General features: G+C 74.9%; 12 protein-coding genes. 7 read left to right on the forward strand and 5 right to left on the reverse strand.

Translation table 11 applies throughout. The features are described from left to right. Window positions 1-1157: 1157 nt before the first annotated feature. Both FH609_RS20920 and FH609_RS20925 read right to left on the reverse strand, forming a co-directional pair. Entirely contained in the window at window positions 1158-1598 is a 441-nt protein-coding gene (locus FH609_RS20920) for a DNA-binding protein (RefSeq protein ID WP_139669925.1), read from the reverse strand. A gap of 101 nt (window positions 1599-1699) precedes the next feature. Beyond that, window positions 1700-4948 carry a substrate-binding domain-containing protein gene (locus tag FH609_RS20925; RefSeq protein ID WP_193318157.1) on the reverse strand — a complete coding sequence of 1083 codons (3249 nt, stop codon included), beginning with the start codon at window positions 4946-4948 and terminating at the stop codon, window positions 1700-1702. Here FH609_RS20925 and FH609_RS31195 point away from each other — a divergent pair. Next, a complete protein-coding gene (locus tag FH609_RS31195; RefSeq protein WP_193318158.1) occupies window positions 4938-5147 on the forward strand; it encodes a hypothetical protein in 210 nt (69 codons plus the stop codon). The two genes, FH609_RS20925 and FH609_RS31195, sit on opposite strands and share 11 nt — an antisense overlap. Before the next feature lie 158 nt (window positions 5148-5305). Here the strand turns inward: FH609_RS31195 and FH609_RS20930 are convergent, their stop codons facing one another. After that, window positions 5306-6277, reverse strand: coding sequence for a polysaccharide lyase family 1 protein (locus FH609_RS20930; RefSeq protein ID WP_139669929.1), 972 nt, complete (start codon window positions 6275-6277; stop codon window positions 5306-5308). 193 nt (window positions 6278-6470) lie between these two features. Between FH609_RS20930 and FH609_RS20935 the strand changes: the two genes are divergently transcribed. The 4 genes from FH609_RS20935 to FH609_RS20950 all read left to right on the forward strand — a co-directional run bounded on the left by FH609_RS20935 (window position 6471) and on the right by FH609_RS20950 (window position 9397). Beyond that, a complete protein-coding gene (locus FH609_RS20935; protein WP_139669932.1) occupies window positions 6471-6734 on the forward strand; it encodes a DUF2277 domain-containing protein in 264 nt (87 codons plus the stop codon). A 17-nt stretch (window positions 6735-6751) separates the two neighbouring features. After that, complete coding sequence (locus tag FH609_RS20940; protein ID WP_226961850.1) at window positions 6752-7552, forward strand: alpha/beta fold hydrolase; 801 nt, start codon at window positions 6752-6754, stop codon at window positions 7550-7552. A gap of 148 nt (window positions 7553-7700) precedes the next feature. After that, window positions 7701-8468, forward strand: coding sequence for an SDR family NAD(P)-dependent oxidoreductase (locus tag FH609_RS20945; RefSeq protein WP_139669936.1), 768 nt, complete (start codon window positions 7701-7703; stop codon window positions 8466-8468). Next, a complete protein-coding gene (locus FH609_RS20950; RefSeq protein WP_139669938.1) occupies window positions 8465-9397 on the forward strand; it encodes an RNA polymerase sigma-70 factor in 933 nt (310 codons plus the stop codon). Before FH609_RS20945 ends, FH609_RS20950 begins: the two co-directional genes overlap by 4 nt. Window positions 9398-9514: 117 nt before the next feature. Here the strand turns inward: FH609_RS20950 and tnpA are convergent, their stop codons facing one another. Beyond that, window positions 9515-9946: an IS200/IS605 family transposase gene (tnpA, locus tag FH609_RS20955; protein ID WP_139669940.1), complete on the reverse strand. Its 432-nt coding sequence runs from the start codon at window positions 9944-9946 to the stop codon at window positions 9515-9517. A gap of 25 nt (window positions 9947-9971) precedes the next feature. On the opposite strand from tnpA, the gene FH609_RS20960 reads away from it, so the two are divergent. Continuing rightward, a complete protein-coding gene (locus FH609_RS20960; protein WP_139670286.1) occupies window positions 9972-11180 on the forward strand; it encodes an RNA-guided endonuclease InsQ/TnpB family protein in 1209 nt (402 codons plus the stop codon). A gap of 34 nt (window positions 11181-11214) precedes the next feature. Here FH609_RS20960 and FH609_RS20965 read toward each other — a convergent pair whose 3' ends face one another. After that, complete coding sequence (locus FH609_RS20965) at window positions 11215-12954, reverse strand: DUF885 domain-containing protein (RefSeq protein WP_226961851.1); 1740 nt, start codon at window positions 12952-12954, stop codon at window positions 11215-11217. 63 nt (window positions 12955-13017) lie between these two features. Between FH609_RS20965 and FH609_RS20970 the strand changes: the two genes are divergently transcribed. After that, on the forward strand, window positions 13018-16302 hold the full coding sequence (locus tag FH609_RS20970) for an ATP-binding protein (RefSeq protein ID WP_226961852.1): 3285 nt from the start codon (window positions 13018-13020) through the stop codon (window positions 16300-16302). Window positions 16303-16352 lie beyond the last annotated feature (50 nt).

Below are 16352 nucleotides of genomic sequence, written 5' to 3' on the forward strand. Positions count from 1 at the left end.
AGGCCCGTCCGCTGACCGGGGCGTGGGATCGGCGCGGCGGGCCCGCCGCGCCGGACGTGCGAGACGAGGGGTGAACTCCCCGGCCGGTCGTTCTGTGCCGGTTCGCCGCGCGGGGCACGGCTGACGCAGGCCCGTCCGCTGACCGGGGCGTGGGATCGGCGCGGCGGGCCCGCCGCGCCGGACGTGCGAGACGAGGGGTGAACTCCCCGGCCGGTCGTTCTGTGCCGGTTCGCCGCGCGGGGCACGGCTGACGCGGGCCCGTCCGCTGACCGGGGGCTGGGTTGGCTGAGCCTGGCGTCTGACATTGCCGTGAACGGCAGCGCCCGCCGGCCCGTTGACTCGTCGGCCGTGGCGTTGAGGTGGCGGCCGAACCGTTGGGCCGGCGTGCCAGGGTGCGTTCCACGCGAGTCCGCCGCGCGAGGCGCGCGGCGTTGCCATGAACGGCCGGCGTCCGCCGGTCTCCGTTGAGGCGTTGGTGGCGCACGCCTGGCGCCAACCGTCCCGTTGACCGGGGCGTGGTCGGCCGCACGGGGTGCACGGGGGCGTAAGGGTCAGGGCGTGAACGGCTGGTGCCCGCCGTCCCGTTGACCAGGGCGCGGCGGCGCCGCGCGGGGCGTCGGGCATTGCCGTGAACAGCGGCGTCGGCCGGCCCGTTGACCCGTGGGCCGGCCCGTTGAGGTGGTGGCCGAACCGCTGGGCCGGCGTGCCAGGGTGCGTTCCGCGCGAGTCCGCCGCGCGAGGCGCGCGGCGTTGCCATGAACGGCCGGCGTCCGCCGGTCCGTTGAGGCGCTGACGACCCCGCTGCCGCACCGACCCAACCGCCGCCCCACCCGGCCGGGGACCGTTCCGCCGACACGGACGCAAGACCACCCAGCGCCAGGCATTCGGCACCACCGTGCACGCCCGGCGCCAGCCGGCCCGTCAGGGCACTGACGACTCCGCTGCCGCGTCCCGCCGATCCCACACCCCACCCCACCCAGCCGGGGACCGTTCCGCTGACACGGACGCGAGGCCACCCAGCCCAAGGCGCCCGGCATCGCCATGAACGCCCGGCGCCAGCCGGCCCGTTGAACGCCCGCCGTCCCTTGAACGGCCGGCCGGCCGGCGGCCGCACGTGTCGGCGCCCGCGCCCTCAAGGGCGCGGGCGCCCCCGTTCCTCAGGACGCGCCCCCGGGCGCGTCCGCCCCCGCGTCGGGGACGCGTTCGCTGAGGCGGGCGTGGCGTTGGCGGGCCGCCTGGGGCGTGGCCAGGCCCAGGCCGAACGCGATCTCCTGCCAGGTCAGGCCGCGTCCCCTGGCCATCTCCAACAGCCCGCGTTCCAGTTCGTCGAACTCCGCCCGGGCGCGCGGCACCAGGCTGAGCGCCGCCGTGATGTCGGCGCGGTCCACCTCCGGTTCGCCGTCCGCGCGTTCGGCCGCGCCGCTCAGCAGGAACGCCACCAGCCGCACCGCCTCGTGGGGCGCGAGCACCGAGGGGTGCGCGCCCCGCGCGCGTTGCTCGGGGGAGGCGGCATGGCGCTCGGCGATGCGGAACAGCGCGGCATAGGCCCGCTGCGCGGCGGCGGCCGCCGCGTCGGGCGGGGTGAAGGGATCGCTCATGGTGCCCACCCTGCGCGCCGCAACCATTCATTGTCAACAGTTCGAAGTGAACAAGATGTTCAACCCCGCCACCGCGCCAACCCACCACCCCCCGTCGCCGTTCACCCCGCGTCGCGGTACGCGTGCGGGGCGACCCCGGTCAGCCGGCGGAAGACCCGGCTGAAGTACGCCCGGTCGTGGAAGCCCACCGCCCTGGCCACCGTCTGCACGCTGTCGTCGCTGCTGGCCAACCGTTCCTTCGCGCGCTGGATGCGCAGCCGGGTGAGGTACTCCCAGAGCGTCAGGCCCAGTTCGCGGTGGAAGAGCCGCCCCAGGTGGTCCTCGCTGACCCCGGCCGCCTGGGCCACCTGCCAGCGCGAGAAGCGGTGGCGGTAGTGCTGCTCCAGATACGCCAGCGCATAGCGGACCGGCGCCACCGCGCGCTGCGCGGCCGGGTCGTCGCGCTCCAGCATCAGCGCGAGCAGCCGCGCCGTCTCCGCCTCGGTCAGGATCTCGCGGCCGAGCAGCAGCAGCGCCGGGTGCGGCTCGGCGCGGCGCGCGTCGGCGACGGTGAAGCCCCGGTCGCTCAGCAGTAACGCCGGGACGCCCGGCACCCGTTCGACCACATCCAGGCCGGCCATGTCGGGCAGCGCCCGGTCCACCACCAGCAGCCCCGGCGCCTCGTCGGCCAGCAGCGCCAGCGCGCTGGTGCCGTCGGCCGCCGCCCGCACCGGCCGGCCGGGCAGCGCCTCGGTGAGCAGCGCGCGGGCGCGTTCCCTGCGCTCGGCCGAACCGTCCACCACCAGCACCGACTTGGCCAGCTCGGAGGGCCGCAGCGCGTGCAGCGCCTGGTGCAGGTCGTCCCCGGCGAGCGGGCCGTAGAGCAGGAACGGCGTGTGGCGCAGCGCGGGGTGGTCGAGCAGCCGGCGGGCCGTCGCCCACCGCCGGGCGGCGCCGGGCGCCTCGGCGTCCCAGGCCACGGCGGCCGGCCCGGGCGGGCCCAGCAGCGCGGCCAGCTCCTCGTCAGGGCCAGGCAGGCGCAGCCGCAGCCGGTGGCGGCCGGCCAACGCGGCGGCCTCGGGCGGCGGTTGTTCGCCGTCCGCCGCCAGCACCAGCAGCTCGTTCCCGGCCGCCGGCTGCCCCGGCGCGTCCGCCGGCGTGGGTAGGGGGAGCGTGAGCCGGAAGCCCGCGCGCCCGCGCACGCGGTCCACGGTCACCGAGCCGCCGTGCAACACCGCGAGCCGGCGCGCGATGGCCAGCCCGAGCCGGGTGCCGCGCGCCCCGCTGGCGAACGGTTGGAAGAGGCGCTCCTCCTCGCCCTCCTCCACGGTCAGCCCCGGCCGGTCCACCCGCACGTCGAGTTGCCGGGGTCCGGCCTCCGCCGTCAGCGTGAGCCCGGGGCCGCCGGCCGCGACCAGCAGGTTGAGCACGATCTGCGTCAGCCGGCTCTCGTCGGCCCGCACCACCGGGAGCCGGGGCGGCAGCCGCAGGTGCTCGGGCGAACCGCCGGCGAGTCGAAACGTTTCAGTCAACGTCCGCAGCGGGTCCAGCAGTTGCCGCGACAGGTCAAGCGCGTCGATCTCGGAGCGCGACAGGTCCAGCAGGTCGTCGATCAGCCGCAGCAGCCGGTGGGCGTGCTCGTGCGCCGGCTCGCCCTCGGTGGTGTGCCGCAGGATCGCCTCGACCGGGCTGCGCAGCTCGTCCGTCGCGTTGTCCAGCAGCCGGGTCTTGAACCGGCTGGCCCGCTCCGCCGCGTCGCGCGCCCCGCGCACCTCGGTGAACAGGCGCACGCCCTTGAGCGCCGCGCTGATCTGGTCGCCGAGCGCCCGGTAGAGCGCGCCGGCGCCGCCGCCGTGCGGCTCCCCGCCCGGGTCGGCCTCGAACACCGCGTACCCCAGCTGCTCGTCGCCGATGTGCAGCGGCTCCACCACGGCCGTGAACCGGCCCCGCTCCGGCAGCATCTCGGCCAGCGGCGGGGGCGCGGGGGCCGCCGGCTCGCGCAGCGCTAGCCGGTAGCCCGGCACCCCGAGCCCCGGCAGATGCCGTTCCAACGCCCGCCGCAGCCCGGCCGTGTCGGTCACCGTGGTCAGCGTGGTCGCCAACGCCCGCAGCCGCCGGGCTCGTTGCTCCTCGGTCCAGCGCTCGTACTCCAGCAGCCGCCGCGACTTGTCCGCCACCAGCAGCCGCGCCTGGCCGACCAGCCGCTCCAGCCGCGCCGGGTCGGCGCCACCCCTGGCCCGCAGGCCCAGCAGCGCCCGGTCCCAGGCCACCGCGTCGTCGAAGCTCCGCACCCCGGTGGCCAGCGCGCGCTCCAGCCGCCGCAGGAAGTCGACGCCCGTCTCCCCTGGCCCGGCCGGCAGCGCCGCGAGCAGCCCGGCGTCCAAGGGGGCGAGCGGGGCGGTCGGCGGCGCCGGCACCGTGGCCGGCGGCAACGGCCCCCGCGCGCCGGCCGGTTCGGGCTCCCGTTCCCCGCCGCGCTCGGCTCCGCGCTCGGCCCCGTGCCCCACCACCTGCTCGACCAGCGGCGAGTGGCAGCCGCAGGAGCCGCGCACGATCAACGTTCCCGACACCACCCGCCGCGCCGGCGGCGCCGTGCCGCGCAGCCTGGCCAGCAGCGTCTCCACGGCCAGCGCCCCCAACTCGCCGAACGGCAGCGCCACCGAGGTCAGCGGCGGATCGCTGACCCGCGCCTCCACCGAGTCGTTGAAGCTGATCAACGCCACGTCCTCCGGCACCCGCACCCCGCGTTCGGTCAGGAACCGCAGCGCGTCGGCGGCCAGCGCGTCGCTGCACGCCACCACCGCGTCGAAGTCCCGCCCCGGGCGCAGCCCGCGCACATCGATCAGCACCCGCATCGCCGCCGCGCCGGCGCCGGCCGCGTAGTCCAACGAGGCGGCGGTCAACGAACGGTCCTGCGGCAGCCGGTGCCGGCGCAGCGCCTCGGTGTAGGCGCGGGCCCGGTCCAGGGCAACCGGATTGGTCAACGGGCCCCGGATGCACGCCAGTCGACGCCGCCCGTGGTCGGTCACCAGATGGCCGACGGCCTTCCGCATCCCGGCATGGCTGTCAAGTAACAGCGTCTCGTGGTCCTCCAGCGCCCGGTTGAGGCTCACCACCGGCAGCCCCGAAAGCTCCCGCACCAGCCGGGCCGCGCGGTCGCCGGCCGCCGGCAGGCCCAGCGTCGAGGTCCAGCAGATGACCCCGTCGAGCCCGGCGGTGGGCAGGAGTTCGTAGAGCGCGTTGCGCGGGGCGCCCTCGACGCGCACCGCGTCGCCGGGCAGCGCGACCAGGCTGGCGCCGTGCGCCTCCGCCGCGCGCCGCACCCCGGACCAAAGGGTGGCGCCCACGCCCAGATGGATGTTGGCCGTCACCAGCCCGAGCAACGGCCGCCGCTCGGCGGGCGGTTCCGCCCGCGACCCGGCTGGCGACCCGGCAGGCGACGCGTCCGGCGCCACGACCGGCGAAGCGTTCGGCAACGTGATCGACGCTCCGTCCGGTGGCCTGACCGGCGGCGACACCCCGAGCCCGCGTTCCACCATCGCGACAGCCTCGCTCCTCGGCAACGCCTGACCGCGCGCCGCACGGCGCGCTGCGGTGCCCCCGGCGGCGCCGCCGAGGTGGCGAGGACGATAGCGCCGCCCGGGCACGCCGACAAGGCCGGCGTCACACCCCCGCCCTCGCGGCGGGAGCACTGACGCCGGCCCGGTCGGCGAGAACCGGGAGCCCGGTTACAGCTGGCCGACCCCGGCGCCGCCGGTCACGATGGACTTGACGTCGGCGGCCGCGTCGGGCGAGTAGCTGTAGGGGATGCCGGCCACCGAACCGCCGGCCTCGCCCTCACCCGAGTTCACGAAGTGGTTGTCCCTGGCCACGATCGAGCCCGGGCCCGAGGACGCCTCGCCGAGGTGGAAGGGGTCCTCGGTGTTCTCGAAGTAGTTGGCCTCCACCAGCACCCCGGCGTCCTCGGTCGAGGCGACGCCGTAGCTGCCGATGTCGTTGTAGTAGTTGTTGTAGACGTGCACCGGGTCGCCGAAGCGGACGCGCGGGTTGCGCTGGTTGACCCCGTCGAACCAGTTGTGGTGGTAGGTGACGTTCAACTTGCCGACGTCCTCGGAGCCGTTGTCGTCGGAGTGCCCCAACAGCATGTTCTTGTCGGAGTCGTAGGTGTGGTTCCACGAGACCGTGATGTCCGTCGAGGCCCGCTTGATGTCCAGCGCGCCGTCGTTGGGGTTGGTGAAGTCGTTGTGGTCGATCCAGACGTTGGTGCTGTACTGCACGTTGATGCCGTCGTCGTTGGAGTCGGCGAACACCAGGTTCTGCACGATGACGTTGTCGGCCTCGCTGATGTTGAGGCCGCCGCCCTGGATCGTGGCGCCCGAACCGGCGCCCACGATCGACTTGTCGGAGGAGACCCGAACCATCTCGTCCACGTCGATGGTGCCGTTGACCTCGATCTGGAGCGGCCCGTCGCTGTTGGCGGCCTCGATCAGCTCGTCGGCCGAGGAGACCGAGACGGTCTCGCCGCCCGCGCCGCCGGTGGTCCCGGCGCCGAAGCCGGTCGGCGTGCCGACCGCCAGCGGGGCGACCTCGGCCGGCTCCGAGGCGGAGCCGGTGGCGGCGGTGAGGCCGGCGACCGTCGTCACGGCGGCGGTCACCGCGACAGCACTGGCCAGCTTGAATCGTGCGCTCGTCCTGCGCATGAGACTCTCCGTCCGTATGTGGGGGGTCAAACGGGAGAAACCGTGCCGCGCGGCCTGGCAACGCCTCGATGCTAGGGCGACCGCTGTGGACGATGACGGGGGACGTGTGGACTATCGCGCTCAGCGCCCCGGCGCGGTCGGTCCCGGGGCACGGTTCGGCGGCGTTGTCAGTGGTCGGGTCCACACTGGACCCATGTGCCGCAGCATCAAGACCCTCCGTCCCCCGGCCACGCCCGATGTCACCGACGAGGACATCCGCGCCGCCGCCCTCCAGTACGTCCGCAAGGTGTCCGGCTTCCGCGCCCCGGCCGCGCACAACCGCGCCGTCTTCGACCAGGCCGTCGAGGACGTGACGGCGGCCACCGCCCATCTCCTCGCCCACCTCCAGGTGAGGGGGTCCGGCGGCTCCGGCGCCTCCGGTGGGTCCGGCGGCGCCGGCGCGGCCGCCCGGGGGTGAGGCCGGTCGAGCTGCATGTGACGCGCGCGGCCGGGCCGGCCGAACGGACCCTGCTGGTGATCCACGGCGGCCCGGACTGGGACCACAGCTATCTCCTCGACCCGCTGCGGGAGTTGGCCGGCGAGGTCCGGGTGCTCTGGCCCGACCTGCGCGGCTGTGGCCGCTCCCCGGGCGGGCTGCCGCCCGGGGCGTACACGCCGGACGCCGCCGTCGGCGACCTGCTGGCGCTGCTCGGCTCGCTCGGGGACGGCCCGGTGGACGTGCTGGGCTTCTCCTACGGCGGGCTGCTCGCCCAGCGGCTGGCGCTGGCCGCGCCGGAGCGGGTGCGGCGGCTGGTGATCGCGTCCAGCACGGTGCTGCCGGTGCCGGGCGACGCGTTCGACGGCTGGCCCGAGCGGGCCGAGCGCCGCGCCGCCGAGGCGCGGGTCTGGGCCGATCCGACGCTGGACGGGCCGGAGTTGACCCGCTCGGCGGCGTTCGCCGGGGCGCCGGCCAACGTGTGGCGGGCGGCGGCGCTGGCCGAGTACCGGGCGCGGCTGGCGCGGGTCCGCTTCACCGCCGAGTGGCTGGGCCCGTTCCGCGCCGGCACGCTGCCGCCGGCGCTGCCGGAGCGCGCCGCCGACCGCCTGGCGGCGCTCGGCCTGCCGACGCTGCTGCTGCACGGCCGGCAGGACATGGTCTTCCCGGCGGAGCTGGCCAGGGAGGCGGCCGCCCGCATCCCCACGGCCCGCGCCGCGATCCTCGACGAGGCCGGACACATGGCCCATGTCGACCAGCCGGGCCCCTGGCTGACGGCCGTCCGCGCCCACCTCGCCTGACCGCGCGCCGGGGCCGAACGCCCGGGCGTTCGGGCGGCGCCAGAGGTGGGGGAACGGCCGGATGTCAGAAACGGGCGGGCTGGCTCGTCTCAGGTCTTGACGACGGGTTCCGAGGAGCGGGACCCACCACGAGCGCAGGGAGCCGGCCATGAGCGAGGACAGCACACAGCGGAAGATCGCGCTGGTCACCGGCGCGAACAAGGGCATCGGGCGCGGCGTCGCCGAACAGCTCGCCGCGCTGGGCATGACCGTGCTGCTCGGCGCCAGGGACGCCCGGCGCGGCGAGGAGGCCGCCGCCGAGGTGCGGGCGGCCGGCGGCGACGCGCACGCGCTCACCCTGGACGTCACCGACCGGGCCACCGTCGAGGCGGCCGCGCAACGGGTGGCGGAGCGGTTCGGCCGCCTCGACGTGCTGGTCAACAACGCCGGCATCACCGGCTCCGGCCGGGTCTCGCCCGACCAGGCCCACGACCAGATCCCCAGCTCCGTCGAACCGGACATGGTGCGCGCGGTGTTCGACACCAACGTCCTCGGGGTGATCGCGGTGACCAACGCCCTGCTGCCGCTGCTGCGCCGGTCGCCGGCGCCCCGCGTCGTCAACGTCAGCAGTCACGCCGCGTCGTTGACGCTCACCAGCGATCCGGCGAGCCCCCTCGCGGCGCTGATTCCGTCGGCCGCCTACTCGCCGTCCAAGAGCGCGCTCAACGCGCTGACCGTGCAGTACGCCAACGAGCTGCGCGGGGACGGCGTTCTCGTCAACGCGGTCGCGCCCGGCTTTGTCGCCACGGACAGCAACAACCACACCGGGCTTCTCACGGTCGCCGAGGGCGCGGCCGTCGTGGTGCGGCTGGCCACGCTCGGCCCGGACGGGCCGACCGCCGGGTTCTTCGACGCGGAAGGGCCGGTGCCCTGGTGACGCGGGCCGAGGAGTTCGAGGAGCTGCGGCCGCTGCTGTTCTCGATCGCCTACCGGCTGCTGGGCAGCGTGAGCGAGGCCGAGGACGCGGTCCAGGAGACCTGGCTGCGGTACCAGACCAGCGCCACCCGGCCCGAGTCGGCGAAGGTGTTCCTGTCGACGGTGGTCACCCGGATCTCGATCGACGTGCTGCGCTCGGCCCGGGTCCGGCGGGAGGAGTACGCCGGCCCGTGGCTGCCCGAGCCGCTGCTGACCGACCCGTACCAGGACCCGGCGCGGTCGGCCGAGTTGGCGGACTCGCTGTCGATGGCGGCCCTGCTCCTGCTGGAGCGGCTGACCCCGCTGGAGCGCGCGGTCTTCGTGCTGCGCGAGGTGTTCGCCTTCCGCTTCCCGGAGATCGCGTCGGTCGTCGGCCGGTCGGAGGCGGCGTGCCACCAGCTGGCGGTGCGGGCCCGCCGCCACATGGCGGCCGGCCGGGCCCGGTTCGCGGCCGACCGGGAGGAACGCGAGCGGCTCGCCGACCGGTTCTTCGACGCGTTCCGGGAGGGGAACGTCGAGGGGCTGGCCGAACTGCTCGCCGCCGACGTGACGATGGTCGGCGACAGCGGCGGCCGGGCCCCCCGGTTCGCGCCGGTCATCCAGGGCGCGGGGAACGTGGCCCGGGTGCTGGCGGCGTTCGTCCCGCTGGTCGTCCGGGGGGCCGGCGTGGTGGAGGCGCGCCAGGTGAACGGCCAGCCGGGCGCGATCCTCCGCGACCGGCGGGGCCAGGTCCTCAGCACCTGGGTCCTCGACGTGCTCGACGGGCGGGTCCAGACGATCCGTGCGGTCAACAACCCCGACAAGCTCGGGCACGTCGGCCCGGTGGCGGACGCCTGGGCGGCGCTCGCCGAGGCGCGGCGGGCGCCCCGGGGGCACCGTCCGGCGGACTGACCGGTCCGGACACGGGGTCGCTACCGGGACCGTTCGCAGTGTGCCGGGCTTCAGCCCGGTGGTGAAGCGAATCTGAGGGTTGCTCTGATCTCTGCTGTGTGCATGGATTCGCACTGTTCACCTCAGCTCAGGTCGGAGCGGCCGGTTCTGGTGCTCGATGTACTGCTTCAGGATGCTGGGCGGTGCGCCGTCGACGGAACCGGCGAAGTACGAGCCGGACCAGAGTCGTTGTGCTCGCCAGTAGTGGGGCACGAGGTCGGGGAACTCCTGGCGGAGGCGGCGCGAGGACACGCCTTTGAGGGAGTTCACCAGCCTGGACACGGCGACCTTGGGCGGGTAGTTCACGAGGAGGTGGACGTGGTTGGTCTCGCCGTTGAACTCGACCAGTTCGGCCTCGAAGTCCTCGCACACGGCGCGCATGATCTCCTCACACCGCGTCAGGTGCCGGTCGGCGAAGACGGAGTGCCGGTACTTCGTCACGAAAACCAAGTGGACATGCATGGGGAAGACACAGTGGCGACCTGTTCGAATGTTCTCGTCGATACCCATGAACCAGCTGCGTATCGTGATCCTCGTGCAGCTTCGGTACAGCTTCCGCCTGTATCCGAGCGCCGGTCAGCGCAGCGCGTTGGCGCGGGCGTTCGGGTGCGCGCGGGTGGTCTACAACGACGCGCTCCGCGCTCGGGAGACCGCCCGTAGTGAAGGCCTGCCGTTCCCGAAGACCGGTGACCTGTCGAAGTCGCTGATCACCGAGGCCAAGCGGAGGCCCGAGCGGGCGTGGCTCGGCGAGGTATCGGCGGTCGTCCTCCAGCAGTCTCTGCGCGACGTGGACACCGCGTACCGGAACTTCTTCGACGGGCTCAAGGGCAAGCGCCCCCGCATGGGCACACCCCGGTACAAGTCCCGCAAGGACACGCGGCAGTCGGTCCGGTTCACCGCGAACGCCCGCTGGTCGATCACGACCGGCAGGAAGCTGCGCCTGCCGAAGATCGGCGACATCAAGGTGAAGTGGTCGCGAACGCTGCCCTCCCTGCCCTCGACCGTGACGGTGGTCAAGGACAGCGCGTGCAGGTACTTCGCGAGCTTCGTCGTCGAAACCGGTCCAGAGGAAGTCCTTCCCAAGGTCGTGCCCGAGCTGGGCATCGATCTCGGGCTCGGGCACTTCGCGGTCCTCTCCGACGGGACGAAGGTCGACAGCCCGCGCTTCCTGCGCCGGGCCGAGAAGCGCCTGAAGAAGGCACAGCGGAACCTTTCCCGCAAGGAGAAGGGCTCCCGCAACCGGAACAAGGCCCGGCTGAAGGTCGCCCGCGCTCACGCGAAGGTGACCGACGCACGCCGCGAGTTCCACCACCAGCTCTCCACCAGGCTGATCCGCGAGAACCAAGCGGTCGCCGTGGAGGACCTGGCGGTGAAAGGACTCGCCCGCACGCGCCTGGCCAAGTCCGTCCACGACGCCGGATGGTCGGCGTTCGTCACCATGCTGGAGTACAAAGCCGCACGGTACGGGCGCACCTTCGTGAAGATCGGCCGCTTCGAACCGACCTCCCAGGTGTGCTCACGCTGCGGCGTCAAGGACGGCCCCAAGCCCCTCAGCGTCCGCGTATGGACCTGCGGGGCCTGCGGGACGGTCCTGGACCGGGACATCAACGCGGCGGTCAACGTCGCCAAAGCGGCCGGACTGGCCGTGCCAGCCTGTGGAGCGCAGGTAAGACCGGGACTCGTCCCGGCACCGCGCAGCGAAACAGGAACCCACCCGACACCGCAGCCCTCAACGGCGCGATAGGCGGGAATCGCCGTCCCTCAGGGCGGCGAGGATGTCAAAGCCGGGCCAACTCCCGCTCCAGGTCGTCCAGTCCGAGCGAGCCCATCGACAGCGCCGCCATGTGCCACGCCTTCGCGTCGAAGGCGCGGCCCTCCCGATCCGCCCGGCGGCGGGCCGCCTCGCGGCCGGCGAGCCAGGCGCGTTCGCCCAGCTTGTAGCTGATGGCCTGCCCGGGCAGGCCCAGATAGCGGACGATCTCCGAGTCGGTGAACGCCGCGTCGAACCCGGTGTGCAGCCGGAAGAACTCCGTTGCCAGCTCCGGCGTCCAGCGTTCCCCCGGGTGGAACTCCTCGCCCGCCGGTATCCGCAGCCCCAGGTGCATCCCGATGTCCACGATCACCCGCACCGCGCGCATCATCTGGGCCGAGAGATAGCCGAGCCGGTGCGCCGGGTCCGCGAGGTGGCCCAACTCGTCCATCAGCCGCTCCGCGTAGAGCGCCCAGCCCTCGGTGGTGGCGCTGACCGAGCCGAGGCTGACCTGGTACCGGGAGAGCCGTTCGGCGACGTGCACCCACTGCGCCAGTTGCAGATGGTGGCCGGGAACGCCCTCGTGGTACCAGATCGAGACCAGCTGCCAGGTGGGGAAGCGGGTGGCGCCTCGGGTCGGCAGCCAGGTGCGGCCGGGGCGCCTGAAGTCCAGCGTCGGGCGCGTGTAGTAGGGGGCGGCCGCGCTGCCCGGCGGGGCGATCATCGACTCGACGCGGCGCACCGGCTCGGCCAGGTCGAAGTGGACGCCGTCCAGCTCCGCTGTCGCCCGGTCCATCAACTCCTGGAGCCAGACCCGGATCTCCTCGACCCCTTCCACGGCCTCGCCGTGTTCCTCCAGGTGGCGCGTCACGGTCAGCGTCGACTCCCCGGGCAGCACCTGCCGCGCCACCGCCCGCATCTCCTCGGAGAGCCGGTGGAACTCGGACCAGCCGTAGGCGTGGGCGTCGTCCACGTCGAGGGCGGCGCCGGTCCAGAGGCGCGCGCCCACCAGGTAACGGTCGCGGCCCACGCCGTCGGGGGTGCCGTCGGCGGCCGGGAGGTAGGTGTCGGTGAGGTAGCGGCGCAGCCGGTCCAGGGACGCGGCGGCCTCGTCGGCGGCGCGGTCCAGTTCGTCGCGGAGTTCGTCGGGGCCCTGCGCGACCAGCGTCCGGTACCAGTCGGCGGCCAGCATCTCGCCCAGCAGCCCGGCCATGGCCCCGGCCTGTCGGGGCGCGGCCAGCAGCCCGCGCGCGATGCCCGCGTCCAGGCTCTCGGTGTAACCGGCCAGCGCGCGGGGCGTGTTGCGCAGCTGGGCGGCCACCACGGCCCAGTCGTCCGGGGTTTCTTTGGGCGCCTGGAGCAGCATCGACCGCAGGTGGAGCACGGGGTTGAACAGGTTGCGCACCTGCCGCAGGCCCTCGCCGGCCTCGTGGGCGGCCAGCTCGGCGGTGAGCCGTTCGCGCAGCAGCCGGGCCGCCCGCCGCTCCACGTCCGGGAGTTCGCCGGCGCCCGTGCCGGCAGGAGCGCCCGCGCCTTCCGGGGCGCTTGCGCCCGAACCCGCGCCGGCGCCCGCGCCATGCGCCTCCGCGCCGGGCGCCCGTTCCGCGCGGTCCAGCTCGCGCAGCGCCGCGCGCCGGGCCTCCGCTATCGCCTCAAGCCCGGAGGGCGAGTAGTCCGGCAGTGCGGAGGCCCCGGGCCGGATGCCGAGCGCGGAACCGACCGCCGGGTCGAGGTCGGCAAGCGTCTCAACATGGGCATCGGCGATCATCCGAGGAGTGAAAGGCGGCATTGTGTCATCCTCATACAGCACGGGACACAACGGAAGGCACACGTGTTCGATCAGCTGATCGGTCGGGAGCACTCCTCAGGGCTGCTGGGCGCGGAGATCGCCAGGACCGTGAACAGCCACGGCGGCCTCGTGCTGATCGCGGGCGAGGCGGGCATCGGCAAGACCGCGCTGGTCACGGGCGCCGCGCGGGAGGCCGGCAAGCAGGGCCTGCTGGTGGTGGGCGGCGCCTGCTGGGACGCGGACAACGCCCCCGGGCACTGGCCCTGGGTGCAGGTCCTCCGGATGCTGCGGCGGCAGCTCGACCCGGGGGAGTGGGAGGAGTTGGAACGCGCCTCCGCGCACGCGCTGGGCGCGCTCCTCGCCGAGGCCGACCCCTCGACCGTCGCCCCCGGCGCCGAGCCCACCGAGCCCCCAGGGACCACGGGCCCCGTACCCGACCCCCTCCCCGACCGCGAGGAGGACGACCCGGCGCGCGACGGCTTCGCGCTCTTCGACGCCGTGACCACCGCGCTGGTCACCGCCTCCCAGCGCCGCCCGCTGATGGTGGTCATCGACGACCTGCACTGGGCCGACCCGGCCTCGCTGCGGCTGCTCCGCTTCGCCGCCCAACACACGTGGTTCGAGCGGGTGTTGCTGGTCGGCACCTACCGGGACTCCGAGGTGGAGCTGGGCGGCGAGGACGGTGGGGCGCACCCGGTGCGCGACGCCATGATGCCGCTGCTGGCCAGGGCGACCATGGTCTCGCTCGGCGGCCTGGACGAGGCCCAGGTCGGGGACCTGATCGAGCGCACGGTGGGCCGCGCGGCCGAGCCTGAGCTGGTGGCCGAGGTGCATCGGCGGACCGGCGGCAACCCGTTCTTCGTCGAGCAGACCGCCCGGCTCTGGCACGCCGGTGGCGCGGTCAGCGCCGTGCCGCCCGGCGTGCGCGACGTGGTGCGCCGGCGGGTGGCCGTGCTGCCGCGCGCCGTCGGGGAACTGCTGCGGCACGCCGCCGTGTTGGGGCGGGAGTTCCACCGGCAGGTGCTGGCCGCCAGCCTCGCGACGCCGCCGGCCCGCGCCGACCGGCTGCTGGAACAGGCCGTCACCGCGCGCCTGGTGGTCCAGCGCGGCTCCGGCCGGTTCGCCTTCGCGCACGACCTGGTGCGGGAGACGCTCTACGCCGAGCTGGACGAGGCCGAGGCGCGCCGCCGACACGCCGCCGTGGTGCGGGCGCTCGACCAACAGCCGGCGCTCGCCGACCGGGTGGTGCCCGCCGACCTCGCGCGCCACGCACACCTCGCCGGCGACGAGGTCGAGCCGGCGCACGCCCTCGCGCTGCTCCGCGCCGCGGCCGCCGACGCCACCACCCGGCTGGCGTTCGACGAGGCGCGCGGCCATCTGACGCGCGCCCACGCGCTGGCCGCGCGCGCCGACCCGCACCGCCGGGTGCTGCTGGGCCTGGAGTTGGGCGAGGAGTTCGCCTGGCGCGACGACTGGACGGCCGCCTGGCCCTACGTCGACCAGGCGCTGAAGGAGGCGCGCGAGCTGGCCGACCCGATGCTCTCCGCGCGGGTCGCGCTGACCCTGCACACCTCGCGCGTCGGCCGCCGCGCACGGCTGCGCGACACGTTCGCCGAACTGCTCGCCAGCGCCCACCGGGGGCTGCTGCCCGACGAGGACGACCGCCCGCTCGACCCGCCAGCCGACCCGGCCGCGCTGGACCGGCTGGCCAGGGAACTCAGCGTGCGGCTCGCCGTGTTGGGCCGGCGCGGCCAGGACGACGACGCGCTGGCCTTCGGCCTCACGGCGCGGCACGACGCGATCTGGGGCCCGGGCTCGGCGGCCGAACGCGCCGTACTCACCGAGGAGATGACGGCCGTCGCCCGCCGCGTCGGGGACTCCGAACTGGAACACGTGGGCATGTCGCTGCGCTGGGTGGCGCTGCTGGAGCTGGGCGATCCGGACTACCTGAAGCAGCTGCGGGAGTTCACGGCGGTGACCGCCCGCCAGGACCGGCCGCGCTTCGAGCTGTCCTCGCTCATCGACCGTTCGGTGATCGCCTCGCTGCGCGGCGCGTTCGCCGAGTCGGAACGGCTCCAGGCCGAGGCCGCCACGCTGGTGCGGCAGGAGCGGCGGGACCGCTGGTTCCACCGGTACATGCTCCAGCTGAGCTGGTCGCGGCTGCTGCTCCAGGGCCGGCTCGCCGAGGTGGACGAGCTGCTGACCAGGATGCCGGAGGTCGGCTACCAGTATCCGGAGCTGCTGGAGGGCATCACCGCCGTCCACCGGGGCGACCTCGACGCGGTCTGCCGGGCGTTGGGCACCGCCGGCGAAGGGGAGCGCTATCCGCGCTATGTCCGGGCCCTGTGGCTGCGCCTCCAGGCGCAGGGTGCGGCGGCGCTGGGTGATCCGGAGCGCTGCCGGGCGGCGCGCGAGGCGTTGGCGCCGTTCGCCGACCAGTGGGCGGTGTCCTTCCACGGCTTCGACGTCAGCGGGCCGTTCGCGCTGTGGCTGGGCGAGGTGGAGGCCGGGCTGGGGAACTGGGCGGCGGCCGTGGAACGGTTCGCCGCCGCCGCGCTCTCCGCCGACCGGATGCGGGCCGCGCCCTGGGCTGTCGAGGCGCGGCTGCGGTGGGCCGAGGCGGTGTTGGCCTCGGGCGAGCCGGACGCGGGGGAGGAGGCCGAGGGGCTGCTGCGGCTGGTGGTGGACGAGGCCGAGCGGCTGGGCCTGGGGCAGCCGGTCGGCGAGCGGGTGCGGGCGATCCGCGAGGGCCGGCCCCGGCTGGGGCAACGGGCGGGCGAGGAGGCCGAGTTCCGCTTCGACGGCACGGTCTGGACGCTGCGGTTCGCCGGCCGCACGGTGCGGCTGCCGCAGGCGAAGGGGCTGCGGGACCTGCACGAGCTGCTGGCCAGGCCCGGCGCGGACGTGCCGGCGACCCGGCTGCTCGACCCGGCGGGCGGCGGCGAGCTGGTCGCGGCCCGCTCGCTGGGCGGCGACCCGGTGCTGGACGACACCGCGCGGGCCGCCTACCGCCGGCGGCTGACCGACCTCGACGCGGAGATCGACCGCGCCGACGCGCGCGGCGACGACGCGGCCGCCGCCCGGCTGGACGAGGAACGGGCCGCGCTGCTCGCGGAGTTGCGTGCGGCGGCCGGCCTGGGCGGGCGGGCCAGGCGGCTGGGCGACGAGGCCGAGCGGGCGCGGAAGACCGTCACCGCCCGGATCAGGGACACCCTGCGGCGGCTCGACGAGCACCACCCCGAGCTGGCCGAGCACCTGAGGGCCGCCGTCACCACCGGCGCCACCTGCGGCTACCACCCGCAACGGATGGTCGCCTGGCGGCTGTGACGCCGGCGGTGACTCGCGGGCCGGCGGCGCCCCGAGCCCCGGCGGTGCCC

Origin of the sequence: Streptomyces sp. 3MP-14, assembly GCF_006334905.2 — a bacterium.
In the GTDB taxonomy this organism is placed as follows: domain Bacteria; phylum Actinomycetota; class Actinomycetes; order Streptomycetales; family Streptomycetaceae; genus Streptomyces; species Streptomyces triticirhizae.

What these genes read in the sequence shown, in the direction of transcription:
- FH609_RS20920 (WP_139669925.1), bottom strand. Translation starts at nt 1,598, where the DNA reads ATGAGCGATCCCTTCACCCCGCCCGACGCGGCGGCCGCCGCCGCGCAG.
- FH609_RS20930 (WP_139669929.1), bottom strand. Translation starts at nt 6,277, where the DNA reads ATGCGCAGGACGAGCGCACGATTCAAGCTGGCCAGTGCTGTCGCGGTG.
- FH609_RS20935 (WP_139669932.1), top strand. Translation starts at nt 6,471, where the DNA reads ATGTGCCGCAGCATCAAGACCCTCCGTCCCCCGGCCACGCCCGATGTC.
- FH609_RS20945 (WP_139669936.1), top strand. Translation starts at nt 7,701, where the DNA reads ATGAGCGAGGACAGCACACAGCGGAAGATCGCGCTGGTCACCGGCGCG.
- tnpA (WP_139669940.1), bottom strand. Translation starts at nt 9,946, where the DNA reads ATGGGTATCGACGAGAACATTCGAACAGGTCGCCACTGTGTCTTCCCC.
- FH609_RS20965 (WP_226961851.1), bottom strand. Translation starts at nt 12,954, where the DNA reads ATGATCGCCGATGCCCATGTTGAGACGCTTGCCGACCTCGACCCGGCG.